This is a genomic window from Pelagibacterium montanilacus, from assembly GCF_003992665.1.
Lineage (GTDB): Bacteria > Pseudomonadota > Alphaproteobacteria > Rhizobiales > Devosiaceae > Pelagibacterium > Pelagibacterium montanilacus.
Genome location: NZ_RZMX01000001.1, coordinates 121,536 through 145,403, shown reverse-complemented (window position 1 = coordinate 145,403; position 23,868 = coordinate 121,536). Strand labels below are relative to the sequence as shown.

Sequence of the window (23,868 nt, the reverse complement as noted above, 5' to 3'; positions counted from 1 at the left end):
GCAGGCGCCGCCGGTATCCCCCGTTCAAGGGGCTTCGGCGTGCAGGCGCTGAGCCGCGAGCGCGCGGATTTCTCCGAGCTCGGAGATGGTGGTTTCGAGATCCTGTTTCTGGCTTTCGAGTTGGTCGAGGCGCTGGTCGACCTTGTCGAGCAGCAGTTGCACCTGCGCGGTCCTGCTGCGGTCGGCGTCGTAGAGCGAGAGATATTCCGAGATATCGCGCAGGGAAAAGCCGAGCCGTTTGCCGCGCAGGATCAGGATCAGCCGGGCCCGGTCGCGCCGACGGAAGACCCGCGTGGCGCCGACACGGTCGGGCTGCAGGAGGCCTTTCGATTCATAGAATCTGATCGTTCGGGTGGAGATCTGGAATTCCCGTGCAAGATCGGCGATCGAGAACAGATCGTGCCTGTCGGCACCCTGACGTTCGGCGGTCTCAGTCATTGGATCCGGATCGTTGGTCATAGTCCTCCCGCAGGTCCTTTTTCGAGAGTTTGCCGATCATGGTCTTGGGCAGTTCGTCGCGGAAGATGATCTCGCGCGGCATTTCGAGCTTGGAGAGCCGATCCTTGAGGAACGCCAGCAGCGTCTTCTCGTCGAGGGAGGTTCCGGACTTGAGCTTGACGTAGGCGATAGGCGCCTCGCCGCGGTACTCATCGGTCACCCCGATCACCGAGGTTTCCTCAACGGCCTCATGGTTGTAGATCGCGTCCTCTATAGCGCGGGGGTAGACGTTAAAGCCCGAGCAGATGATGAGGTCCTTGGTCCGGTCGACAATGAAGATGTAACCCTCCTCGTCCATCTGGGCGACGTCTCCGGTGCGCAGATAGCCTTCCGGCGTAAAGGCGGTGCGATTGGCTTCGTCATTGTCGTAATAGCCCACCATGACCTGCGGGCCGCGAATGGTGATCTCGCCCTTTTCGCCCGGGCCGACCTTGCGCGCCGGATCATCGACGTCCACGAGCACGATGTCAGTGCCCGGGATCGGCTGGCCGATCGAGCCCTGCTTGTCGGGTTTGTCTATATGAGTGCAGATCGCCACGGGCGAGGCTTCGGTCAGCCCGTAGCCCTCCTTGAGGGCGCCCGAGTTGATCTTCCCATAGGCCTTGCGGACCGCCTCTGGAAGGGCGGCGCCGCCAGAGACGGTCACCTTGATCGAGGCCAGTGCCCCGCCCGCTGCATGCTCGGATTTGGCGAGCGCAAGGCAAAGGGTCGGAACCGCCACGAGGACATCGGGCTTGACGCGTTTGACCAGGGCGAAGAAATCCTTTTCTTCATAGCGCGGCAGCATGTTGATGCGCACCCCGGTCGCCAGCGGCGCGTTCATGCAGACGGTCATGGCGAAGATGTGAAAGAAGGGCAGGACCGCCACTAGGCTGGAACTGGGCTGGAACACCTGGTCCCAATATTTGCAGATCTGATCCACATTGGCCGCGATGTTGGCATGGCTCAGCATGGCGCCCTTGGGTTGGCCCGTCGTGCCTCCGGTATATTGCTGGACCGCGATATCGGCCTTGGCGTCGATCTCCACGGGCCGGAAATCGCGGCCCGCCTTTTCGAGCTTGTCGAGGCGGACGAGGCGCGCGCTCCCTTCCTCGACCTTGGCAACATCTCCGCGCTTGACCAGCCCGAAGAGGAAATTCTTCGGGAAGGGCAGGGCCCTGGCGAACGGGCACACCACTAGCTGAGAGAACTGCCCCTTGCGGGCGAGGGCATCGGCCTTGTCGTAGACCACTTTCAGATCGACGGTAATGACCGTATCCGCGCCGGAATTTGAGACGATGTGCTCGAGCTCGGGCAGTGAATAGAGGGGATTGCAGTTGACCACGATCCCGCCGCACATGAGGACCGCGTAGTAGCAGGCGACGAAATCGGGTGTGTTGGGCATCAGAAACGCAACACGGGTGCCCTTCTCGATGCCGAGCTCGGACTGGAAGGCAGCGGCGAGCATGCGTATGCGCGCGCCCAAGGCGCCATAAGTCGTGGTGGCGCCGAAGAAATCAAGCGCGATCGCGTCGGCGTGCCGGTCGCAGGACTTCAGGACCCGCGTGGTCACGGGAGTGGTATCGGTGGGGCCGTTCCAGTCGATGTGCGGGGGGTAGGCCGTGAGCCAGGGGCGGTGGATGTCATGGCCGGCCGGGTCGGACGAGCCGGGGCCTTCAGTCTCGGTGGACTCCGTCATTGTTTCCTCCCGCGGTGGCGCCGCTTGTCATTTGCAGGCCGATAGTGTCGTCGGCTGACGTAACGGTCAATCAATTTCCATTCGCGTTGCGGTGGATGGGCCGGCCTTCCTCATGCAACAAAACGTCAGCCCTGACGTTGTCGATCGCATGTAACGCCGTAATGAGGGGGTGGGTTTCATGATGCCTGCGGACTGGCTAACGTATTCGGCATATCGTTGACGTAAGCGTCCGCACGTGTTTCCTTGTGGGGTACACAGGCTGGCGGCAGGGCGGCTGCTAGGCATCGCGAGGAGATCGGTTCATGGTTCTGGCACTCATTTTTCTGACGCTGGTTGTGTTTTGCGTCTTGGCCATGCGTCAGGCGCCGCTCTGGCAATGGGCGGTCGCTGCGCTTGTCGTGGGACTTCTGGCCCTCGTGCGCTCGGAAGATGGGCTGGCCTTTTCGGGCAACGCTTTCGTCTGGATCGTTGCTCTGTTGCCGGCGTTGGTCCTCGCATTGCTCTCGATCCCGGCGGTGCGCCGGATGGCGCTGACCGGACCGGCATACCGGATGGTCAAGTCGATCCTGCCGCGCATTTCTCGCACCGAGCAGGAAGCGCTCGACGCAGGCACGGTGGGCTGGGATGCGGAGCTGTTTTCGGGGCGGCCGGACTGGAGCCGGTTGCTCAAGATCGGCAAGCCGGTTCTGAGTGCCGAGGAGCAGGCGTTTCTGGACGGACCATGCGAAGAGTTGTGCGCCATGATCGATGACTGGGATACGCGCCACAACCGCATGGACATGCCCCCGGAAGTCTGGGACTACCTCAAGGATAAGGGGTTCCTCGGCATGCTGATCGGCAAAGAGCATGGCGGGCTGGGCTTTTCGGCCCAGGCGCAAAGCCAGGTCGTTTCCAAGATCGCGTCGCGCTCGGTTGCGGCGGGCATTACCGTGATGGTCCCCAATTCCCTCGGGCCGGGTGAGCTGCTCGAGAAATATGGGACGCCCGAACAACAGGGCAAATATCTTCATCGCCTGGCCAAGGGCCAAGAAATCCCCTGTTTCGGGCTCACCGGCGCGCATGCGGGATCGGACGCTGCAGGCATGCGCGACGTCGGCGTCGTCTGCTATGGCGAGCATGACGGCAAGCAGGTGCTCGGCGTGCGGCTGAGTTGGGACAAGCGCTATATCACGCTTGCCCCGGTCGCCACGCTGATCGGGCTGGCCTTCAACCTTCACGATCCGGACAATCATCTGGGCAAAGGGGAAGACGTTGGCATCACCCTTGCGCTGATCCCCGCCGACTACCCGGGTGTCGAAATCGGGCGCAGGCACATGCCCGCTCGCGCTGCGTTCATGAACGGCCCGACATCGGGCACGGACGTGTTCGTGCCGCTCGACTTCCTGATCGGTGGCCCTGACTATGCCGGGCAGGGCTGGCGCATGCTGATGGAATGTCTTGCGACCGGGCGGGCCATATCGCTGCCGGCCATCGGGACGGTGTCGATCAAGTCGGCGCTGCGGGCCTCCTCCGCCTACGCGCGCATCCGGCGCCAGTTCGGCATCTCGATCGGCATCATGGAGGGCGTTGGTGAGGCCATGGCGCGCCTTGTGAAATCCGCCTATCAGTTCGAAGCATCGCGCGCGATGACCGCAGCGCTGGTCGACGACGGGGAAAAGCCCGCCGTCATCTCGGCGGCTCTGAAATACCGCACCACCGAGGAGATGCGCGACCGGGTTAACGACGCCATGGATATCCATGGCGGGCGGGCTATCCAGGACGGGCCCAGCAATTATCTCTTTGCCGGCTATCAGGCCGTCCCCGTTGCGATCACGGTGGAGGGCGCCAATATCTTGACGCGCACGCTGATCACCTTCGCCCAGGGGGCGCTGCGGGCGCACCCTTATCTCCTCAAGGAAGTCAGCGCCGCACAGGAGCCCGACAGGCACAAGGGCCTCGTCGCCTTCGATGCCGCGTTCTCGGGCCATATCGGTTTCATGGTCCGCAACATTGTGGCGAGCCTTTTGCACAACCTCACCTTCGGCCGCTTTGCCTCTTCCCCGGTCCGCCATGAGATGCAGCGCTGGTACCGTCAGCTTCACCGCTATTCCCAGAGCTTTGCCTTGGCTGGCGACTGGACGGTCGCCTTGCTTGGCGGGCAGCTCAAGCGCAAGCAGATGCTCTCGGGGCGTATGGCCGACGTCTTTTCCGATCTCTATCTCCTCTCGTGTGCGCTCAAGCGCTTCGAGGACGACGGGCGCATGCCCCAAGACGTGCCGGTGATCGATGCGATCGCCCGCGATCGGATCGCCGCGATCGAGAAAGGGCTGGGCGAAGTGGTGGACAATTTCCCCAACCCCTTCATGCGTTTTGCACTCAACGTCCTGATTTTCCCGCTCGGGCGCCATGCTCGTCCGGCGCGCGACCGCGACAATTTCCGTCTCGCGAAATCGGTGCTGGGGCATTCTGCATTTCGTGACCGGTTGACCCGTGGCATCTATCTCAGCCACGATCCGGCCGATCGCATGGGGATGCTCGAGGATGCGCTTTCGAAAGTGGAGGCTGCCGCTGAGGTGGAGACGATATTCTTCCGCGCCATCAAGAAGGGCGAAATCGTGCGTCGGCTGGATCGCGACGCGATCGATGATGCGGTGGAAAAAGGCGTGCTGACGGCGGATCAGGCCGAGTTGATGCGGGTGGCCGACGCGGCCACGGACCGTGTCATCGCCGTGGACGACTTCCCCGCGGACGCGCTGGCGCGGCATGCCGAGCATGACGAGACCCAGCCGGCAACCGTCGCCGCGCAATAGTGAACCTTAACGTTCTTCCAGATCAGGAGCTGGCCTTGGCAGACGCTGCACACGCACCCAACTGGACGGTCTCGACCGATATCGAGAATATCGTCTGGCTGACCCTTTCGGTGGAAAAGAGCTCGGTCAATGTGCTCAGCCGCGAGGTGATCGGCGAACTCGAAACCATCGTTGCTGACCTTGAAGCCAAGGCCAAGTCCGGCAGCATTGCCGGCGTGGGCATTCTTTCGGGCAAGCCCACGGGGTTTGTCGCCGGGGCGGACATCTCCGAGTTCGACGATATGAGCGAGCCGGCGACCCTGACCGAAGCGCTGCGTCGCACGCACGCGCTGCTGCAGCGGATCGAGGATTTTCCGGTTCCCGTGGTGGCGGGCATTTCGGGCTTTTGCATGGGCGGTGGACTTGAGCTTGCGCTCGCCTGCCACTATCGGGTCGCGGTCGATGACGAGGGCACGCGGTTCGGCTTTCCTGAAGTCCGGCTCGGGCTGTTTCCCGGCTTCGGCGGCACCGGGCGCTCGATCCGTCAGGCCGGCCCGGTCGATGCCATGCAGCTTATGCTGACGGGCAAAGCGGTGCCTGCGCGCACGGCGAAGAAACTCAATCTCGTCGACAGACTGGTCCGTCATCGCGACACCCTGCGCTGGGCGGCGCGCAAGGCGATCCTAGCCAAAGCGAAATCCGAGCCGGCTCCGCTGACCAAGCGCGTGCTGGCCATGGGGCCGGTGCGCGGCCGCACGGCTGCCAAGATGCGTGAGGAGACGGCCAAGAAGGTCAACAAGGACCACTATCCTGCTCCCTTCGCGCTCATCGACATTTTCGAGCGGCACGGGGACGATCCCAAGGCGATGATGGCCGCCGAGATCGGGGGGTTCGTGCCACTGATGAACTCGTCGACGGCCCGAAATCTGCGCCGGGTGTTCTTTCTCACCGAAGGGCTCAAGAAGCAGGGAATCCGGCCCAAGCCCCATTTTGCGCGGGTCCATGTGGTCGGTGCCGGCGTTATGGGCGGCGATATCGCCGCATGGTGCGCTTTCAGGGGCATGGCTGTGACGCTCCAGGACATGGACAGCGAGAGGATCAAGCCGGCGCTCGCGCGGGCGCGCACGTTCTTTGAAAAGCGCCTCAAGACAAAGCAGGCCGTGGACGCCGCCATGGCGCGGCTGATGCCCGATGTCGAAGGCCGCGGCATTGCCCGCTGCGACGTCCTGATCGAAGCGGTGGTGGAAAAGCTAGAGGTCAAGCGCGAGATCTTCGCAGCGGCCGAAAAGCAGCTCCGTGCCGAAGCGATCATGGCGACCAACACCTCCTCGATCGAGCTCGAGCGGATCGCTGAAACGCTCGAAACCCCGTCGAGACTGATCGGGCTGCACTTTTTCAACCCGGTGGCCCAGTTGCCCCTCGTCGAGGTCATTCGTTCAAAGATGAACGATGACGAGGCCATCGGGCGCGGCGCCGCGTTCGTCTTGGCCATCGGCAAGAGCCCGGTTGTGGTCAAGTCAGCCCCGGGCTTCCTCGTCAACCGGGCGCTGATGCCCTACATGATCTCGGCCATCGAGCGGGTGGAGGACGGGGACAGCCCCGAGCAGCTCGACGCTGCCGCGGTGGCCTTCGGCATGCCCATGGGCCCGATTGAGCTCATGGATACCGTCGGGCTCGATGTCGGAGCCTCGGTGGCCCGCGAACTCGGCCAGAAGGTGCCCGACAACAGCCGGTTCGCCAAACTGGTCGCCCAGGGCAAGCTGGGCCGCAAGAGCGGAGAGGGCTTTTACGTCTGGGAAGACGGCAAGCCCAAAAAGGAGAAGGCGCCCCCCCATGGCAATCTGCCGGGGCTGGGGCGTGACCTGGTCCAGCCGCTTGTCGATACCACAGAAGAGATTGTCGCCGAGGGCGTGGTCGAGAACCCGGACATGGCCGATATCGGGATGATCCTGGGGACCGGATTTGCTCCGTTCCTCGGAGGTCCCCTCAAGGCGCGCCGCGACGGAAAGGCATAACCAAGATGACCGATACGCTCCGCAGAGTCGCCATCGTCGGGTCCAGGCGCATCCCGTTCTGCCGCGCCTATTCCGGCTATGAATCTGAAACCAACCTTTCGATGCTCGCTGCCGCCCTTGGCGGGCTGGCAGAAGCCTATGGGCTCAAGGGCAAGCCCGTGGGCGAAGTCATGGCCGGCGCGGTCATTTCCCATTCGCGCGATTTCAACCTCGCCCGCGAAGCGCTGCTCGATGCCGGCATTTCCCCTCAGACGCCGGGCACCACGCTCCAGATCGCGTGCGGCACCTCGCTTCAGGCCGCACTGACCATCGGCGCCAAGATCGCCACCGGTGAGATCGACAGCGGGATCGCGGCGGGTTCGGACACGGTCTCGGACAGCCCGGTGGTGCATGGCCCCAGGATGCAAAAGCGCATGGTGGCCCTTTCGCGCGCCAAGACCGCCGGCGAGAAGGCCGGGGCGTTCAAGGGCTTCAATCTCGGGGAGTTGACCCCGGTGGCGCCCTCCACCGCAGAGCCCCGCACCGGACTTTCCATGGGCGAGCATTGCGAGCTGATGGCCAAGGAGTGGGCGATTGCGCGCGAGGCGCAGGACGAGCTTGCGCTCAAGAGCCACAGGAATGCCAGCGAAGCTTATGATTCGGGCTTTCACGATGATCTCGTGGTCCCCTGCGCGGGCATCCTCAAGGACAACAACATCCGGCCCGACACCACGCTCGAGAAGATGGCCGAGATGAAGCCTGCGTTCGACAAGTCCTCGGGGCGCGGTACGCTCACGGCAGCCAATTCCACCCCGCTCACGGATGGGGCGGCGGCGGTGTTGCTGGCGTCCGAAGACTGGGCGCGTGAGCGCGGCCTGCCAATTCTGGGCTATCTGAGAATGGGCGCGGTGTCGGCCAACGACTTCGCCCATGGGGACGGGCTGCTGATGGCTCCGACCGTTGCGGTCTCCAACATGCTCCGGCGGGCCGGAATCGGGTTCCAGGACATCGATTTGTTCGAGCTTCACGAGGCCTTCGCCGCGCAGGTGCTGTGCACGCTCAAGGCCTGGGAGGACATCGACTACAACCGAGAGGTGCTGGGTCGGGACGAGCCGCTGGGCCCTATCCGGTCGGACCGGATCAACATTCACGGATCATCGCTTGCCTATGGCCACCCTTTCGCGGCCACAGGTGCGCGCATTCTGGGCATGACGGCCAAATTGGTGTCGCAAGGGGCTGGGGGCCGCGCGCTGATCTCGGTGTGCACTGCGGGCGGCATGGGCGTCGCCGCATTGGTGGAAGCCGCCTGAATCCGGCGTTGGCCGCGTTGACAGGGCCAGCCGATGCCCCTATGTATCGGGCGAAATTCGACAGCGGTGCCTTGAGCCCCGCCCATGATCTTATTGTCAGAAGGCAAGTGATATGAAAGTCCGCAATTCGCTCAAGGCGCTCATGGCGCGGCACCGGGACAACAAGCTGGTGCGCCGCCGTGGCCGCGTCTACATCATCAACAAGACCAATCGCCGGATGAAGGCCCGTCAGGGCTGATCCTTCCAGGCGAAGGCTTGAAGACAGAACAAACGAAAAGGCCCGGAGTAATCCGGGCCTTTTCGTTTGTCTCGGCACTGGGACAGCGGGCGGATCAGGATCCGCCAGCCCCATCCTGTCCGACGAAAGCGATGCGCAGCATGTTGGTGGCGCCGGGAGTGCCAAGCGGCACACCGGCGGTGATCGCCACGCGATCACCCGGCCGGGCAAGGCCTTCGATATAGGCGATGGCACAGGCGCGATCGACCATGTCGTCGAGCGAGATGGCGTCCTCGGTCTGCACACAGTGCAGGCCCCAGACCACCGACAGCCGACGCACGGTCGAGAGCTTGGGCGAGAGGGCGATGATGGGCTTGGCGGGCCGTTCGCGCGAGGCACGAATGCCGGTCGATCCCGAGGAGGTGTAGGTGACGATGGCCGCAAGATCGAGGGTCTCGGCAACCTGGCGGGTCGCCGCGGAGATCGCGTCGGCGGCGGTCGCCTCGGGTTGGGTGGCCTGCGCGCGGATGATGCCCTGGTAATTGGCGTCCTGCTCGACCGCCACCGCGATCTTGTTCATGGTCGCCACCGATTCGACCGGGTAGGAGCCCGATGCGCTTTCCGCCGAGAGCATGATGGCGTCCGCGCCTTCGAACACCGCGATCGAGACGTCCGACACCTCGGCGCGGGTCGGCACGGGGGCGGTGATCATCGATTCGAGCATCTGGGTGGCCACGACCACGGGCTTGCCCTGGCGGCGGCACATGCGGATCATGCGCTTTTGCAGGCCGGGCACGGTCTCGAGCGGCATTTCCACGCCCAGATCGCCGCGGGCGATCATGATGGCGTCAGAGAGCTTGATGATGTCCTCGAGCTGATCGATGGCCTGGGGCTTTTCGATTTTCGCCATCACCCCTGCGCGGCCCTGTACGAGCTTGCGGACCTCTATGATGTCCTCGGGACGCTGGACGAAGGACATGGCTACCCAGTCCACGTCCGCATCGAGCACCGCCTTGAGGTCCTCGCGGTCCTTGTCGGTGAGCGCGCCGACCGCCAGCATTGTATCGGGCAGGCTGACGCCCTTGCGGTCCGAGAGCTTGCCGCCATAGATCACCGTGCAGTTGATCGCCTCGTCGGAATGGGCCGACACCTTGAGCTGGAGCTTGCCGTCGTCGAGCAACAACCGGTCGCCGGTCTTGACCGAAGCGAAGATCTCGGGATGGGGCAGGTACACCCGGGACTTGTCACCCGGCGTATCGGAGGTGTCGAAGGTAAAGGTCTCGTCCGCCGCCAGCGTCACCGAGCCATCGGCGAACTTGCCGACGCGCAGCTTGGGGCCCTGGAGATCGGCGAGGATTCCGATGGGATAGCGGACCGACTTTTCCACCTCGCGGATCTTTGCAACGGTTTCGCGCATCACGTCATGGCTGGCATGGCTCATGTTGACGCGGAAGACGTCCGCCCCGGCCCGGACCAACTCCTCGATGACGTCCCTGTCGCTCGAGGCGGGACCCAGGGTGGCGAGAATTTTGACGCTGCGCGATCGTTTCATTGCATGTCCAGGCTGGTTTCGTTGTCTTCGGTCAGTTGCACGGTCCAGGTTTGCTCGTCGCCCGTATCGAGCTCGAAAAACCCCGTGCGCTCATATCCGCGTGCGAGGCAGTCTTCCACGCCGAAAATGGTGAAGCTGGTGTCCTGTGTGCACATGAACACCGTTCCATCCCAAGCGCCGCCTCCGATGTCGTCCACGGCAAAAAGGTAATAGTAGCGTGCATTCAATGCACCCTGATAGACCGTTGCGCAAGCCTCCGGCCCCGCCACCCACCAGCCCTCGGACTGCCAGCCCGATCCTGTGCGGTAACCGAGCGCTATCGAGACGGTGTTCGGGGTCCGGTTGCAGACCTCAAGCTGGGCACTGGCCGGCGTCGCCCAGCCGAGCTGCGCCACGATGCCCAATGCCGTTGCGGCAACAGTGGTGCGCACGATCGATGACGCGGCAATGACGATTCGCATGGGAAGCTGAGCCTTTCAGTAGATGAGTCGACAAATCAACCGCCCCGGTTCCTAATCGGCGCTTTTGGCACAATTTGGTCGCGCTGTCTGCCTTGCCTGTGAGAAACCGCGCTATGGACTTGAAGCCCGGTTCGGGTTGGGGTTGAACGGGGGCGAACCAGCAAGGAAAGACGAGTTATGGCCGACCACGGGATTGCACGGGATCAGCTGCGCGCCTTCATCGAACGGATCGAGCGACTCGAGGAAGAAAAGAAGGCGATCGCCGACGACATCAAGGAAGTCTATGCCGAAGCCAAGGGCACGGGTTTCGACACCAAGGTCATGCGCCAGATCGTGCGGATCCGGAAGCAGGACCGCAATGAGCGCGCCGAGCAGGAAGCGATCCTCGACCTCTACCTCCACGCCCTGGGGATGGTCGAAGCGCCAGCCAATGACGACTACGCCGAAGCGGGCGAATAGCAGACTGGAGCATGGCCTGTTCTGATTGAACCAGAACAGGCGTCTTGATCTCAGATGGGTTCTCTGCCGGCGGCTGCGAGGACCTGAAGTGCGTGGGCTTCGTCGCCGATCGCGCGCAGTGCTGCGGCTACGATGGCGGATTTATCCAATCCGGCCTGGCCATACATGTCGCCCTGACCGGCCTGATCGACATAGCGGTCGGGCATCATCAGGGGGCGGAACCGCAGCGCGCCATCGAGCAGGCCGTTGGCCGCCAGATGGGTCGCGACGTGCGAGCCGAAGCCGCCGATCGCTCCTTCTTCCACCGTTAGCATGACCGAATGCTCGCGCGCTAGACGTTCGATGAGGTCGGTGTCGAGCGGCTTGGCGAAGCGGGCGTCGGCCACAGTCGTTGAAAAGCCGTAGGTCTGGAGCGTTTCGGCCGCCGCAAGGCATTCCCCAAGGCGCGTGCCAAAAGACAGGAGCGCGATCGTCGTGCCTTCGCGCATGATGCGGCCGCGCCCGATCTCGAGGATCTTACCCCGGGCCGGCATATCGACGCCCATGCCTTCGCCCCGCGGATAGCGGAACGCGATCGGGCCCTCGTCATAGGCCGCCGAGGTTGCCACCATGTGACGCAATTCCGCCTCGTCGCCCGCGGCCATCACCACCATGTTGGGCAGGGTCGAGAGGAACGCCACGTCGAAGGCACCGGCATGGGTGGGCCCGTCGGCGCCCACATAGCCGGCCCGGTCTATGGGAAAGCGTACGGGCAGGTTCTGGATCGCCACATCGTGGATGACCTGATCGTAGGCACGCTGGAGAAAGGTGGAGTAAATGGCGCAGAACGGGCGCAGGCCTTCGGTCGCAAGTCCGGCCGAGAAGGTCACGGCGTGCTGTTCGGCGATGCCCACGTCGAAGGTGCGGGTGGGGAAATGCTGGGCGAACTTGTCGAGCCCCGTGCCCCCGGGCATCGCGGCGGTCACCGCGACGATGGCCTCGTCATCGGTTGCCTCGTCGATCAGGGACTGGGCAAAGACCGAGGTATAGGACGGGGCGTTGGACTTGGCCTTGGCCTGCGCGCCGGTGATCACGTTGAATTTGGAGACGCCGTGATATTTGTCGGCGGCCTCTTCGGCGGGGGCGTAGCCCTTCCCTTTCTGGGTGACGACATGGATCAGGATCGGCCCGTCCTCGGCGTCGCGTACGTTCCTGAGGATGGGGAGGAGGTGGTCGAGATTGTGCCCGTCCACCGGGCCCACATAGTAAAAGCCCAGCTCCTCGAACAGCGTGCCGCCGGTCCAGAATCCGCGCGCGTATTCCTCGGTCTTTTTGGCCTTGTCCTTGAAGAAGGGCGGCAGGATCTGGGAGACGTGCTTTGCCGCATCGCGCAGGCTGCGATAGGTCGGGCCTGAGACCAGCCGCGCCAGATAGGCGCTCATGGCCCCGGTCGGCGGCGCGATCGACATGTCGTTGTCGTTAAGGATGACGATCAGGCGCGCATCCATGGCGCCGGCATTGTTCATTGCTTCATAGGCCATGCCGGCAGAGATGGCGCCGTCGCCGATCACGGCAACGACGTTGCGTTTTTCCCCCTTGAGCTCGGACGCGACCGCCATGCCGAGCCCGGCGGAGATCGAGGTGGAGGAATGGCCGGCGCCGAACGGATCGTAAACGCTTTCGGCCCGCTTGGTGAAGCCCGAAAGCCCGTCCTTGCTGCGCAGGGTGCGAATCCGGTCGCGACGGCCGGTCAGGACCTTGTGGGGATAGGCCTGGTGGCCCACGTCCCAGATGATCCGGTCATCGGGGGTGTCAAAGACGTGATGAAGCGCCACGGTCAGTTCGACGACGCCCAGGCCCGCCCCCAGATGCCCGCCGGTAATCGAAACGGCGTCGATCACCTCCGAACGCAGCTCACGGGCGAGCTGGAGGAGCTCGTCGCGGCTCAAGCCCTTGAGGTCGGCGGGAGAGTGTATGGTATCGAGCAGTGGAGTGTCTGGCGTGTCCGGCACGGGCCTTGCCTTGGCTGTTCCTGAGTGGCGCTGGTCGTCCGTTAGTAGGGACAAGCCTGGTGTTTTGCAACCAATGAGGGCCTTTGTTGGGCCGGGGTCACTGCCCGAAGCGCACCCAGATCGTATCGCCCCGGCCGAAGGCCGTTTCCACGGTGCCAAGCGATGCTGTCCGCGAAAACTGGTGATTGCCCAACGTGCCCGGCTGGACCGCGGGATCGAAATCGCCGTTGTCGGGGGCGTCGTTGATCCAGGCAAAGCCCTCTCCGGAGACTGGCTCGGGGGAGAGAAATACGTCGGTGATGTGGTCGAGGTCGGGTGCGAATAATTCACCCTGCCGCGTGGAAATGCTATCGAGCACATCGGCCGTAAGCGTTTCGGGAGACGCGACGTCTTCCGGCGTGATGGGGCCCTCGAAGAGGTGAGCGAAGCTTTCGAGCCCCATTTGCGGGCTGAACGAGGCGGCGATGACGGCACCCGTCGCGCTGCCGGACGATGAAATCGGCGGAGCTTCGGTCACCGAAGGCCGCAGCGAAGCCGTGGTCACGGGATCCTGGGCTTGAGGCTGAGCTTCAAGGAGGCGGCCGAGCGAAGCGCCTGCCGCGGCGTAGGCCGAGGCCGAAACGGCGCCGCTCTGGCTCTGGGGCCGCGGCGGCGGCGGAGAATCGAGGGCCGCGATCGCCATGGCTCCATCAGAGAGGGTGGTTTCGGTCGGAGCCGAGGGGTCGGGCTGAGCAGCGCGAGCCCGCAGGCTTGCGACGCGCTCGGGCATGGTGGGCGGCACCGGCGCCTCAAGATCGGGCTCGCCTGATGCAACAGTCTCGCGCTCGATGAGCTGGAATGGAAGGTCAGCGGGTGCGGGGGGCGTGCCGCCAAGCGCGGCGGGCCGGGCGGGAGGAGGGGCGTCCAGCGCGGCCACGGAAACGGTGCGGGTGGCAGGAGCAGCGCTGGCGGGCGCCTGAGCTTCGCCCGCCGGGGCAGCGGGCTGAGCCGGCGCGGTCTGAGGCGCGGCGGCGGTTTCGGTCCGTCCGCCGCCCGTAAACAGGTCCATGAGCGTGCGCCGGTCGCCACCATCGGCCATTCGGGTGTCACCCGAGCCAGCAGCAGGGCCCGAGCCGCAGGGAACGCGGCGGCAGCGGTTCCATTCAGCCTGGGCATATTGCCGGCCTTCATTGGACAGCACGTTGCCGTTTGACGGCAGATGCAGGGTGCGACCGTCAGGGAATATCTGCTTGAGCTGGGCGGTGGTCATGCGTGGCCAGGCGCGGACCGAGCCGGTGTCGAGATGGACGAAGGGATTGCCCGAGGAGGGATAAAAACCCACGCCGCCAATCTGCTTTTTAAAGCCGATTTCGCGCAGCCTGGAGGCGGACACGCCGGGGATGAAGAAATCCATCGCCTTACCCTGCATGTGCTGGGAATTGTTGGCGACGCCCGAGGAGTTCGAGGCGAGCATGGCATTGGTCGCCGGCGCGCGATAACCCGAGACGATATGGATCGGCTGGTTCGATCCGGTCTCCTGATAAACTTCCCAGAGGAGGTCAAAGAGGGCCGGGTCCATCTTGGTGGGTTCGTTGCGCCGCCAGTCGCGCGTCAGGTGGTTGAGCCGGTCGAGCCCCGTCTGCACATAGCGCCCGTTGCGCTTGAACACGACGTGCTCGGTTTCCTTGGTGTGGGTGTAGTGAACGTGGAGCGAGCGGTCCTGGGCCAGGCCGGCAGCGGCGGTCCCGACCAGTGCAGAAATGGCCACAACGGCGCCGATGGTGACGGCCCGTGCGGTGCGCATGAAATTCGCAGTTGCCCTATTCGTCACGCCCTGTCAGCCCGCTTTTGCTTAAAACTCTCGGGATGCTAGCACAGACTCTCTAGCGAGATTGTTAACGCTAACGGGTTCTCAACGCTACCCCTCGTCAGCCCCCTGCGTTCAACGCGAGGAGCTATAGGGCTGAAAGGCGGCGCGAGCGTGGCGGAAATCTTACCGAAAGGTTTACGCCCCGGGCGATCACTTACAGCCCCAGCATGTCGATCATTGTGGCCTCGTGGCCATAGACGTCGCCATAGGAGCGGACGCTGCCGTCCTCGCCCACGCGGACCGTGAAGTAGGCCAGATGAACCGGGACCCTGCGGTCCATGTTGAACCAGCGTTCGTTTGAGCCCAGCGAATTCTCGAGGCTGGCGACGGTGAAGTTGGATTCAAATTCAAGCAGCGCCTCGGCAAACCCGAAGGGGTCCTCGACCCGCACGCAGCCAGAGGAGATCGCGCGTGCCGAGCGTGAGAACAGGCCAGGTGCGTTGGTGTCGTGCAGATAGACATGGTGAGTATTGGGGAACAGGAACTTGACCCGGCCCAGGGCGTTGGAGCTGCCGGGTCTCTGGCGCACGCGCACCTGGCCGGGGCTCACCTGCGACCAGTCCACGCTCCAGGCGTCGATGACGCGGCCGCCATAGAGCGCTTCCATGTTCTGGCTGGCAAGATAGCCCGGGTTTGCCACCACACGCGGCATCACATCTTCGCGCATGATGGTGGGGGGCACGTTCCAGTAGGGATTGGTCACCACGTGGCGGATCTCGTCGGAGAATACGGGTGTCTGACGTGTCTGATTGCCGACGATCACCTTGGTGTCCCAGATCGTCTTGCCGAATTTGTTCACCTCGAGATGGTATTCGGGGATGTTCACCAAGACGTGGAACTCTCCCAGATCCTCGGGCATCCAGCGCCAGCGTTCCATGTTGGCAACGATCTGGCCGACAGAAGCACCCTGCTGGCCATTAAGGGCCTGGAGCGTTGCGGGGCCGACGACCCCGTCAACGGTGAGGTTCATCGACCCCTGGAAGGCGCGAATCGCGTCGGCCAGGGGCTCGTCGTAAAGCTCGGGTGCGGCGTCCTCGCCAATAGGCGCGGCCACCGAGAGGCGTTCGCGCAGGACCGGCACGCGGGGATCGCTCATACCGGGCCGGAGCATGGTGCCTCCGGGCACGATGATCGGCTCTTCGGCCTCGCCGGCGTAGTGTTCGGCCAGAAGCGCGCGCAGCGCCTGGAACTCGCGGTGGTCCGGGTGGTAGCTCGCGAGCACCGCTGCCGGGTTTGCCGATCCGGCGAGGTTGGCGAGCAGTTCGGCTTCATCGACCCGTTTGGTGGCGATGTCGAAATTGCGCGTGACGCTCCTGGGATCGAGGCGCCCCGAATAGGCGTCCTGCGCATAGCGCACCATGGCAGCCGAGAACTCGGCTTCCAGCGTGGTCAAATCCGCCAGTTCACCGTTGAAATCGGAAACGAGCGCATCGGTGAGGTAGTCGTCGGGGTCCAGCCCTTCGAGGTGGGCGTTTTCAAACAGCGCGATGACCTCGTGGGCCGCGTCGGTAAACTCGGCGCTTCCCGTCTGGCTTTCGGTCAGCCAGAGCGGCTCGAAATGCCGCGCGCCGTAGAAATAGTAGAGCTCACGGGCCTCGGTCTGGGCACGCGAGCCCTGCGGAGCCGCGTCGACGGCGGCGCGCAGGTCGGAGCGGATCGCCTTGGCGAGATCGTTTCGCGGCGGCGAGATAACGATCCGGGTGGCCTCGACGGAACCCACGGTGACTGTTTCGAGCGTGGTGGCCGACGCCTGGGGCGCGGCCAGGGCCATGGCGGCAAAGAGCGCGAATACCGAAATCCTGAGCACGGTTGAGCCCCTTTTCTTGTCTGCTCGAGCGGAACGGCAAGCCGCCCCTGTTTGGCCCCATGATGTACCCAACGTCCTGGGCATGGCCAATCTCGTGTCGAAAATGTGATGTCGGGATGGCAGGCAGATGCGGCTTTTAGGCAACATTTTCGGCCTCCCGCTCCAGGCCGTATTCCTTGATCTTGCGATACAGCGTCGACCGGCCGATGCCCAGTTGGCGGGCCACCTGGGCCATGCGTCCGGCGCAGTGGTCTATTGCGAAGGCAATCAGGTCGCGCTCGATTTCGGAGATGGCGAGAAGATCGCCGCTTTCGTCGAGAAACCGGTCAGCCACGGGGCTCGGAACAGGTTCAGCCAGCCTCAAGGGTGGGGCCGCCTGATCGATATGGATCGGGCGGGCCATGGTGAAGGCGGCGTGGGTGGTGCTTTTGGCCTCGGCGTGTCCTTCCGCGGCAAGCACGATCTGGGGGAAGTCGGCCACGGTCAGCGCCGCGTGTTCGGCGAGCACCACGGCTCTGAAGACGGCGTTCTCGAGCTGGCGGACATTGCCCGGCCAGTCATAGCTTTCCAGAAGGCTCATCGCCGCAGGGTCGATGGTGCTGACATGGCGGCCCTCTTCGGCGGCAAACCGCGTGAGGAAATGGACGGCGAGCCTTGCGATATCCTCGCGGCGCTCACGCAGGGGCGGTACATAGATCGGAAAGACGTTGAGCCGGTAATAGAGATCTTCGCGGAAATGGCCGTCGCGGGCCAGGTTCAGCAATCGCCGATTGGTTGCCGAGATCAGCCGTACATTGACCCGCACGGGTCTGGAGGCGCCCACCGGCTCGATTTCTCCATCCTGGAGCGCGCGCAGGAGCTTGACCTGGGTTTCGGGCGGGAGTTCGCCGACCTCATCGAGAAAGAGCGTTCCCGTGTTGGCTTCGCGGAATTTGCCCGGCGCGTCGGCAATGGCGCCCGTGAAGGCGCCCTTGACGTGGCCGAAAAGCGTGGCCTCCACGAGGTCCTTGGGTATGGCGCCGCAATTGACTGTGACGAACGGCTTGCCGGCGCGGTCGCCCGACCCCTGGATGGCGCGCGCCAGCAATTCCTTGCCCACCCCGGTTTCCCCCTCGACCAGAACGGGGATCGTGCTTGCCGCTGCCTTGCGGCCAAGGCTTATGGGCCGGCTCATGGCCGGGCTCGCCGCGATGATGTCATCGAACCCGAATGCGCCAGAACGTTTGTTGCGTTCAACCCGCAGACAGGTCTCAAGTGTCTTGACCTTGAGCGCGTTGCGCAGCGAGACGGTGATGCGTTCGGGCGCGACCGGCTTGACGAAGAAGTCGGTCGCGCCCAGGCGCATGGCCGAGACGACCGTCTCGAGCGAGGTCTGGGAGGTCTGGACGATGACCGGCAGGGCCGTATCGCGCCGCTTGAGGGCCTCGAGAACCGCCATGCCGTCCATGTCGGGCATCACGAGGTCGAGGATCATGGCGGCGATGTCGTCGCTCCTTGCGAGGATATCGAGGGCTTCGCGTCCCGAATGGGCGACAAGCGGATCGAACCCGGCCCGGGCAACAGTTTCACTGGCGAGCCGGCACTGGACGGGCTCGTCGTCCACAATCAGGACCTTGTTCATTCTCTGGTGCGCGCTCCCCGCTTGCGACTTTCGGACATGCCCCGAATCGCAGGGGTTCTGTGCCGATTTGGGGCAGGTTAGAAAGCATCGCTTAACAGGGTTTTAACGCCGACGGCGAACGGTGGGCGAGAATGGAGCGCCCGTGCCCCTTGGCACCTGCCGGGCGCGTCGCTAGTGTGCCCGCCACCCTGTTGTTTCGCGGAGTATCGCGCCCTCATGTCCACGTTTCCGGCCGCCCCAGCATCGAGCCAACTCGGCGATCTGCCCCAATGGGATCTTTCGGACCTTTATGGAGGAATGGACGCGCCCGAACTCAAGTCCGACCTCGATTTCCTCGAAAAGGAGACCTCGGCGTTCGAGGCCGACTACAAGGGCCGGCTCGATGCGCTGGCGCGCGAAGGCCGCTTCATGGAAGCGATCACCCGCTATGAGCGGCTCGACGAAGTGTTCGGACAGTTGGGCTCGTTCGCTTATCTGGTCTACGCGCAGAACACGCAGGATCCCAAGCGGGTGAAGTTTCTCGGTGACATCCAGGAAAAGCTGACCACGCTTTCGACACGGACGCTGTTCTTCACGCTCGAGATCAACCGGATCGACGACGGGGCGCTCGATGCCGCCCTTGACGCCGACGAGGCGCTCTCGCGCTATCGGCCGTGGTTTGCCGAATTGCGCAAGTTCCGGCCTTTCCAGCTCGAGGATCGGGTAGAGGAGCTGTTCCACGACAAGCACGTCACCGGTCACGGGGCCTGGAACCGGCTGTTTGACGAGACCATGTCCTCGCTCGAATTTTTCGTCGATGGCGAAATGCTGGGTCTCGAGCAGACCCTGGCACGCCTGAGCGATCGGGACGAAGCCAGGCGCGAGGAGGCCTTCGGCGCACTCACGAGCACGCTGTCGGCCAATCGCCGGCTCTTCACCCAGATCACCAATGTCCTCGCCAAGGACAAGGAAATCTCGGACCGCTGGCGGGGCCATGAAGATATCGCCGACAGCCGGCACCTGGCCAACTCGGTCGAGCGCGAGGTCGTCGAAGCGCTCGAAGCGGCGGTGACCGCGGCCTATCCGCGGCTGTCCCATCGCTACTACCAGATGAAGGCGAAATGGTTCGGCAAGGACAAGCTCGACGCCTGGGATAGAAACGCGCCCCTGCCCAGGAGCGACGATCGGATATTTGACTGGGACACGGCACGCAGCACGGTGATGGACGCCTATGGGCGCTTCTCGCCGCGCCTTGCGGAAATCGCAGCGCCGTTTTTCGAGAAGGGCTGGATCGATGCCGGAGTCAAGCCGGGCAAAGCGCCGGGCGCGTTCGCGCACCCTACGGTCACGACCGCGCACCCCTATCTGATGCTCAACTACATGGGCAAGCCGCGCGATGTGATGACCCTCGCCCATGAGCTGGGCCATGGGGTGCACCAGCGGCTGGCCGCCGGGCAGGGCGAGCTGATGGCTCCCACACCGCTGACGCTGGCCGAGACCGCCAGCGTTTTCGGGGAGATGCTGACGTTCCGGGCGCTGCTCGAGAAGACCACCGATCCTGTCCAGCGCTTCGCGCTTCTGGCATCCAAGGTGGAGGACATGCTCAACACCGTGGTCCGGCAGATCTCGTTTTACGCTTTTGAGCGGCGGATCCATACCGCGCGTCGCCAGGGCGAGTTGCTGGCCGAGGAGATCGATGCACACTGGATGGCTGTCTCATCCGAAAGTCTGGGTCCCGCAATCCGGCTCAATGATGGATATGAGGTGCTGTGGTCCTATGTTGGCCATTTCATCCACGCGCCGTTCTACGTCTATGCCTATGCGTTCGGAGACTGCCTTGTGAACTCGCTCTACGCACAGTATGAGAAAGCCAGCGACGGGTTCGCCGACCGCTATTTCGACATGCTGGCCGCAGGGGGCACGCGGCACCACTCGGAGCTGCTCGCGCCTTTTGGGCTCGATGCCCGGGATCCCGAATTCTGGACCCTTGGGCTCTCGATGATCGAGAGGCTGATCGACGAGCTCGAGGTGTCACAGGTCGAGGCGGGGCTGGCCTGAACTCGACCGAACGACGCATTGGATATCTACAGAGGACGAAAATGGCCGAACAGCAGACGGTAACCTTCTCGGACAAGCCGGTTGGCGCAAAGCAGAAGGAAAAGGATTTCGAAGAGCATGAGCGCACGTTCGCGCTTTTCATGTCGATGTCGAAATGGGGCACCATCCTCGTCGCCATACTGCTGATCGTCCTTTACCTGCTCCTGGTCTAGAAGGCGCGGTCAGCGACCGTCCGGTCGATTACTCACGCGCCCAGGGGAGGGCGGTAACGCATGAAGATTGCCATTTTGCGCGAGCGTGTCGGGGATGAGCCCCGCGTGGCCGCGACCCCTGAAACCGTTGCCAAGCTTCTCGGGCTGGGCGCCGAAGTCTCCGTAGAGGCCGGCGCAGGGGAGCATTCGCGCATTTCCGATGCCGCTTATGCCGAAGCCGGTGCGACAATGGCCGGGTCAGCGGCCGAAGCGCTCAAAGGCGCCGAGGTCATCTTCACGGTGCGCCGGCCCAGGGCCGCGGACCTCGACGGCGCCGGAACCGGGGCCCTGGTGATCGGCATGATGGACCCCTTCGGTCACGAGGACGACATTGCCGCCCTCGCCGGTGCGGGGCTGTCGACTTTCGCCATGGAATTCATGCCGCGCATCACGCGTGCACAGGTGATGGACGTGCTCTCGAGCCAGGCGAACCTCGCCGGCTATCAGGCAGTCATCGACGCGGCGGCCCAGTATGAGCGCGCGCTGCCCATGATGATGACTGCGGCGGGCACGGTCCGCGCCGCCAAGGTGTTCGTCATGGGCGCCGGCGTGGCGGGGCTGCAGGCCATCGCGACGGCGCGTCGCCTGGGCGCTGCGGTTTCGGCCACCGACGTGCGGGCCGTTGCCGGCGAGCAGGTGGAATCGCTGGGCGCCAAGTTCATCATGACCGAAGCGCTCAAGGATGCGTCGGGCACCGGCGGCTATGCCCGCGAGCTCACCGACGCGGAAAAGGCCTCGCAGGCCGAGCTGGTCGCCGGCCATATCGCCAAGCAGGACATAGTGATCACCACGGCCCTGATCCCGGGGCGGCCCGCGCCGCAGCTGGTGACGCGGGCGATGGTGGAATCCATGGCGCCGGGTTCGGTGATCGTGGATCTGGCCGCAGAGCGCGGCGGCAATGTGGAGCTGACCGCGCCCGGCGAAGTGATCGTCCACAACGACGTGACGATCATCGGCACGCTCAACCTGCCCGGCAAGATCGCTGCGACCGCGTCCCAGCTTTACGCCAAGAACCTTCTGGCGTTCTTTGAGACCATGGTCGACAAGGAAAACAAGGCGCTGGCCGTCAACTGGGAGGACCAGCTGGTCACCGCGACGCTTCTGACGCGCGACGGCGCGGTGGTTCATCCCAACCTGGTGGATGCGGCGCCCGCCGCGGCAAAAGCGCCCGCCGCGCCTGAGGCGGCCAGCAAAGATGGAGACGCATAATGGGCGGTGTAGTCGATCCCTTCTTCTTTTTCGTGTCGGTCTTCGTGCTGGCGATCTTTGTCGGATACTACGTGGTCTGGAGCGTGACGCCGGCCCTGCACACCCCGCTGATGGCTGTAACCAACGCAATTTCCTCGGTGATTGTGGTCGGCGCTCTGCTGGCGGTGGGCGTCAACCTGGTCGACAGCGACGGTCCGGCCCGATGGTTCGGGTTCGCGGCCCTGATCATGGCCAGCGTGAACATCTTCGGGGGCTTTCTGGTCACCCAGCGAATGCTCGCGATGTACAAGAAGAAGGGCTAGGCGAGGGGCCGGATGGACGCGGGCGGCTGGAAGGCGCTGATGACCGATTTTGCCGAAGGCAGGATGAATGGTCCGGCCTTCGAGAGCCGGTTTCTCGAGATGTTCCGGGCGCACAGGAATGGGCCGATGCCCTACGCCGTCGATCTGACCTTTTATGCGGTGGACGCCTATTGTGCCGACCCGGCGCTGCGCGACACCGACGATATCGATGAAGGCCAGCTCCGCGACCAAGTGCGCGGATATCTGGCAAGGCTGGACGAGCCCTGGCCCGAGCCGGGGCGAAACTGAGTACGGATACCGCCGATCTGAGCGCGGGAAGCTCGCGCCTGACAAGGGGTGCAAGGGCTTGAGCCCAAGGGGGAATTGATACATGTCGGCAAATCTTGCGGCGCTGCTCTACCTGATTGCAGGATCGCTGTTCATCCTGGCGCTTCGCGGGCTGTCCAACCCGGCAATGGCCCGGCGGGGCAATTATTTCGGTATGGCGGGCATGGGGATCGCCATCTTGACCACCCTCGCCATCGCGGCGCCGTCCGATCCGATGGCCTGGTTGCTGATCATTGCCGGGCTCGCCATCGGTGGCGGCATCGGCGCGGTGATCGCCCGCAGGGTGCCGATGACGGCCATGCCCCAGCTCGTTGCGGCTTTCCACTCGCTGGTGGGGCTGGCAGCGGTGTTCGTTGCCGCCGCGGCACTATACGCGCCCGATGCCTTCGGGATCGCGACCGACGGACACATCCACATGCAGGCGCTCATCGAAATGAGCATCGGCGTCGCCGTCGGCGCGTTCACCTTCACCGGTTCGGTGATCGCGTTCGCCAAGCTCGACGGGCGCATGAGCGGCAAGCCAATCCTTCTGCCAGCGCGGCACATGATCCATCTGGGTCTCGGCGTTCTGTTGCTGGTGCTGGTCGGCATCTTCTCGGTCACCGCCGATCCGGTGCTCTTCTGGGCCATCACGATCATCGCGCTGGCGCTGGGCATCCTGATGATCATCCCCATCGGAGGCGCGGACATGCCCGTGGTGGTCTCCATGCTCAACTCCTATTCGGGCTGGGCGGCAGCGGGCATCGGCTTTACCGTGGGCAATACCGCGCTCATCATAACCGGTGCGCTGGTGGGCTCTTCGGGTGCCATTCTTTCTTACATCATGTGCCGTGCGATGAACCGCAGCTTCATCTCGGTGATTCTCGGCGGGTTCGGTGGCGATGATGCCGCCGCCGGCCCCGAGGGCGTCGAGGAACGTCCGGTCAAGCAGGGCTCGGCCGAGGATGCCGCGTTCATCATGGCCAACGCCTCCAAGGTCATTATCGTGCCCGGCTACGGCATGGCGGTCGCCCAGGCGCAGCACGCGCTGCGGGAAATGGCCGATGCGCTCAAGGAAGCGGGCGTCGACGTCAAATACGCCATCCACCCGGTGGCCGGACGCATGCCCGGGCACATGAATGTGCTGCTGGCGGAAGCCAATGTGCCCTATGACGAGGTTTTCGAGCTCGAAGACATCAACTCCGAATTCCGCGAGGCCGACGTGGCCTTCGTGATCGGCGCCAACGACGTCACCAATCCTGCCGCCAAGACCGACAAGACCTCGCCGATCTACGGCATGCCGGTGCTGGACGTGGAAAAGGCCGGCACTGTGCTGTTCATCAAGCGCGGCATGGCAGCCGGCTATGCGGGCGTTCAAAACGAACTCTTCTTCCGCGACAACACGATGATGCTCTTCGGCGATGCAAAGAAGATGACCGAGAACATCGTCAAGACGCTCAACCACTGACCGGTAGCGCAGCGCCCGCCCCGGGGCTGCCGGCTCGATCCGGTTGGGCGCGCTCCACACCGCTCCGCGCCATCGAAGGGACTGGGGGAG

General features: G+C 64.0%; 18 protein-coding genes and 1 pseudogene. 11 read left to right on the top strand and 8 right to left on the bottom strand.

Annotation, left to right across the window (positions count from 1 at the left end):
- Nucleotides 1-24: 24 nt before the first annotated feature.
- Nucleotides 25-438, bottom strand: coding sequence for a MerR family transcriptional regulator (locus EO136_RS00715; protein WP_127142550.1), 414 nt, complete (start codon nt 436-438; stop codon nt 25-27).
- A complete protein-coding gene (locus EO136_RS00710) occupies nt 431-2,176 on the bottom strand; it encodes an AMP-binding protein (protein WP_127142549.1) in 1,746 nt (581 codons plus the stop codon). Before EO136_RS00710 ends, EO136_RS00715 begins: the two co-directional genes overlap by 8 nt.
- A 302-nt stretch (nt 2,177-2,478) precedes the next feature.
- Here EO136_RS00710 and EO136_RS00705 point away from each other — a divergent pair, with 302 nt between their 5' ends.
- The 4 genes from EO136_RS00705 (at nt 2,479) to ykgO (ending at nt 8,486) form a co-directional block, all read left to right on the top strand.
- The gene (locus EO136_RS00705) at nt 2,479-4,965 is read left to right on the top strand and encodes an acyl-CoA dehydrogenase (protein WP_127142548.1); all 2,487 of its coding nucleotides are present in this window, start codon (nt 2,479-2,481) and stop codon (nt 4,963-4,965) included.
- Between the two features lie 35 nt (nt 4,966-5,000).
- Nucleotides 5,001-6,959 (top strand): 3-hydroxyacyl-CoA dehydrogenase NAD-binding domain-containing protein, encoded by a 1,959-nt coding sequence (locus EO136_RS00700; RefSeq protein ID WP_246018223.1) that lies wholly within the window; start codon nt 5,001-5,003, stop codon nt 6,957-6,959.
- A 5-nt stretch (nt 6,960-6,964) separates the two neighbouring features.
- A complete protein-coding gene (locus EO136_RS00695) occupies nt 6,965-8,248 on the top strand; it encodes an acetyl-CoA C-acetyltransferase (protein WP_127142547.1) in 1,284 nt (427 codons plus the stop codon).
- Between the two features lie 112 nt (nt 8,249-8,360).
- On the top strand, nt 8,361-8,486 hold the full coding sequence (gene ykgO, locus EO136_RS00690; protein ID WP_127142546.1) for a type B 50S ribosomal protein L36: 126 nt from the start codon (nt 8,361-8,363) through the stop codon (nt 8,484-8,486).
- A gap of 94 nt (nt 8,487-8,580) precedes the next feature.
- On the opposite strand, the gene pyk is transcribed toward ykgO, so the two are convergent.
- Both pyk and EO136_RS00680 read right to left on the bottom strand, forming a co-directional pair.
- Entirely contained in the window at nt 8,581-10,017 is a 1,437-nt protein-coding gene (gene pyk / locus EO136_RS00685; RefSeq protein ID WP_127142545.1) for a pyruvate kinase, read from the bottom strand.
- Nucleotides 10,014-10,478 (bottom strand): DUF1036 domain-containing protein, encoded by a 465-nt coding sequence (locus EO136_RS00680; RefSeq protein ID WP_127142544.1) that lies wholly within the window; start codon nt 10,476-10,478, stop codon nt 10,014-10,016. The genes pyk and EO136_RS00680 overlap by 4 nt, the downstream gene beginning before the upstream one ends.
- Nucleotides 10,479-10,655: 177 nt before the next feature.
- On the opposite strand from EO136_RS00680, the gene EO136_RS00675 reads away from it, so the two are divergent.
- Nucleotides 10,656-10,937, top strand: coding sequence for a DUF2312 domain-containing protein (locus EO136_RS00675; RefSeq protein WP_127142543.1), 282 nt, complete (start codon nt 10,656-10,658; stop codon nt 10,935-10,937).
- 50 nt (nt 10,938-10,987) lie between these two features.
- Here EO136_RS00675 and dxs read toward each other — a convergent pair whose 3' ends face one another.
- The 4 genes from dxs to EO136_RS00655 form a co-directional block, all read right to left on the bottom strand.
- A complete protein-coding gene (gene dxs / locus EO136_RS00670; protein ID WP_127142542.1) occupies nt 10,988-12,928 on the bottom strand; it encodes a 1-deoxy-D-xylulose-5-phosphate synthase in 1,941 nt (646 codons plus the stop codon).
- 97 nt (nt 12,929-13,025) lie between these two features.
- On the bottom strand, nt 13,026-14,711 hold the full coding sequence (locus EO136_RS00665) for a peptidoglycan L,D-endopeptidase MepK (protein ID WP_127142541.1): 1,686 nt from the start codon (nt 14,709-14,711) through the stop codon (nt 13,026-13,028).
- Between the two features lie 220 nt (nt 14,712-14,931).
- Nucleotides 14,932-16,584 (bottom strand): L,D-transpeptidase family protein, encoded by a 1,653-nt coding sequence (locus EO136_RS00660; protein ID WP_164730374.1) that lies wholly within the window; start codon nt 16,582-16,584, stop codon nt 14,932-14,934.
- A gap of 136 nt (nt 16,585-16,720) precedes the next feature.
- Complete coding sequence (locus EO136_RS00655) at nt 16,721-18,205, bottom strand: sigma-54-dependent transcriptional regulator (protein ID WP_127142539.1); 1,485 nt, start codon at nt 18,203-18,205, stop codon at nt 16,721-16,723.
- 216 nt (nt 18,206-18,421) lie between these two features.
- Between EO136_RS00655 and EO136_RS00650 the strand changes: the two genes are divergently transcribed.
- From EO136_RS00650 to EO136_RS00625, 6 genes and pseudogenes are all read left to right on the top strand, one after another.
- The gene (locus EO136_RS00650) at nt 18,422-20,242 is read left to right on the top strand and encodes a M3 family oligoendopeptidase (protein ID WP_127142538.1); all 1,821 of its coding nucleotides are present in this window, start codon (nt 18,422-18,424) and stop codon (nt 20,240-20,242) included.
- A gap of 41 nt (nt 20,243-20,283) precedes the next feature.
- Entirely contained in the window at nt 20,284-20,454 is a 171-nt protein-coding gene (locus EO136_RS00645; protein WP_127142537.1) for an aa3-type cytochrome c oxidase subunit IV, read from the top strand.
- A 60-nt stretch (nt 20,455-20,514) separates the two neighbouring features.
- Nucleotides 20,515-21,702, top strand: a complete 1,188-nt coding sequence (locus EO136_RS00640; RefSeq protein ID WP_127142536.1) for a Re/Si-specific NAD(P)(+) transhydrogenase subunit alpha — start codon at nt 20,515-20,517, stop codon at nt 21,700-21,702.
- Between the two features lie 2 nt (nt 21,703-21,704).
- Nucleotides 21,705-22,004 (top strand): annotated as a pseudogene (locus EO136_RS00635) (proton-translocating transhydrogenase family protein); the annotation flags it as partial.
- Nucleotides 22,005-22,043: 39 nt separating this feature from the next.
- Nucleotides 22,044-22,292, top strand: a complete 249-nt coding sequence (locus EO136_RS00630; protein ID WP_164730373.1) for a colicin immunity domain-containing protein — start codon at nt 22,044-22,046, stop codon at nt 22,290-22,292.
- Between the two features lie 82 nt (nt 22,293-22,374).
- Complete coding sequence (locus EO136_RS00625) at nt 22,375-23,778, top strand: NAD(P)(+) transhydrogenase (Re/Si-specific) subunit beta (RefSeq protein ID WP_127142533.1); 1,404 nt, start codon at nt 22,375-22,377, stop codon at nt 23,776-23,778.
- Nucleotides 23,779-23,868: the final 90 nt, after the last annotated feature.

What these genes read in the sequence shown, in the direction of transcription:
- EO136_RS00710 (WP_127142549.1), bottom strand. Translation starts at nt 2,176, where the DNA reads ATGACGGAGTCCACCGAGACTGAAGGCCCCGGCTCGTCCGACCCGGCC.
- EO136_RS00695 (WP_127142547.1), top strand. Translation starts at nt 6,965, where the DNA reads ATGACCGATACGCTCCGCAGAGTCGCCATCGTCGGGTCCAGGCGCATC.
- EO136_RS00625 (WP_127142533.1), top strand. Translation starts at nt 22,375, where the DNA reads ATGTCGGCAAATCTTGCGGCGCTGCTCTACCTGATTGCAGGATCGCTG.
- EO136_RS00715 (WP_127142550.1), bottom strand. Translation starts at nt 438, where the DNA reads ATGACTGAGACCGCCGAACGTCAGGGTGCCGACAGGCACGATCTGTTC.
- pyk (WP_127142545.1), bottom strand. Translation starts at nt 10,017, where the DNA reads ATGAAACGATCGCGCAGCGTCAAAATTCTCGCCACCCTGGGTCCCGCC.
- EO136_RS00680 (WP_127142544.1), bottom strand. Translation starts at nt 10,478, where the DNA reads ATGCGAATCGTCATTGCCGCGTCATCGATCGTGCGCACCACTGTTGCC.
- EO136_RS00655 (WP_127142539.1), bottom strand. Translation starts at nt 18,205, where the DNA reads ATGAACAAGGTCCTGATTGTGGACGACGAGCCCGTCCAGTGCCGGCTC.
- ykgO (WP_127142546.1), top strand. Translation starts at nt 8,361, where the DNA reads ATGAAAGTCCGCAATTCGCTCAAGGCGCTCATGGCGCGGCACCGGGAC.
- EO136_RS00675 (WP_127142543.1), top strand. Translation starts at nt 10,656, where the DNA reads ATGGCCGACCACGGGATTGCACGGGATCAGCTGCGCGCCTTCATCGAA.
- EO136_RS00705 (WP_127142548.1), top strand. Translation starts at nt 2,479, where the DNA reads ATGGTTCTGGCACTCATTTTTCTGACGCTGGTTGTGTTTTGCGTCTTG.
- EO136_RS00645 (WP_127142537.1), top strand. Translation starts at nt 20,284, where the DNA reads ATGGCCGAACAGCAGACGGTAACCTTCTCGGACAAGCCGGTTGGCGCA.
- EO136_RS00630 (WP_164730373.1), top strand. Translation starts at nt 22,044, where the DNA reads ATGACCGATTTTGCCGAAGGCAGGATGAATGGTCCGGCCTTCGAGAGC.
- EO136_RS00650 (WP_127142538.1), top strand. Translation starts at nt 18,422, where the DNA reads ATGTCCACGTTTCCGGCCGCCCCAGCATCGAGCCAACTCGGCGATCTG.
- EO136_RS00665 (WP_127142541.1), bottom strand. Translation starts at nt 14,711, where the DNA reads ATGCGCACCGCACGGGCCGTCACCATCGGCGCCGTTGTGGCCATTTCT.
- EO136_RS00640 (WP_127142536.1), top strand. Translation starts at nt 20,515, where the DNA reads ATGAAGATTGCCATTTTGCGCGAGCGTGTCGGGGATGAGCCCCGCGTG.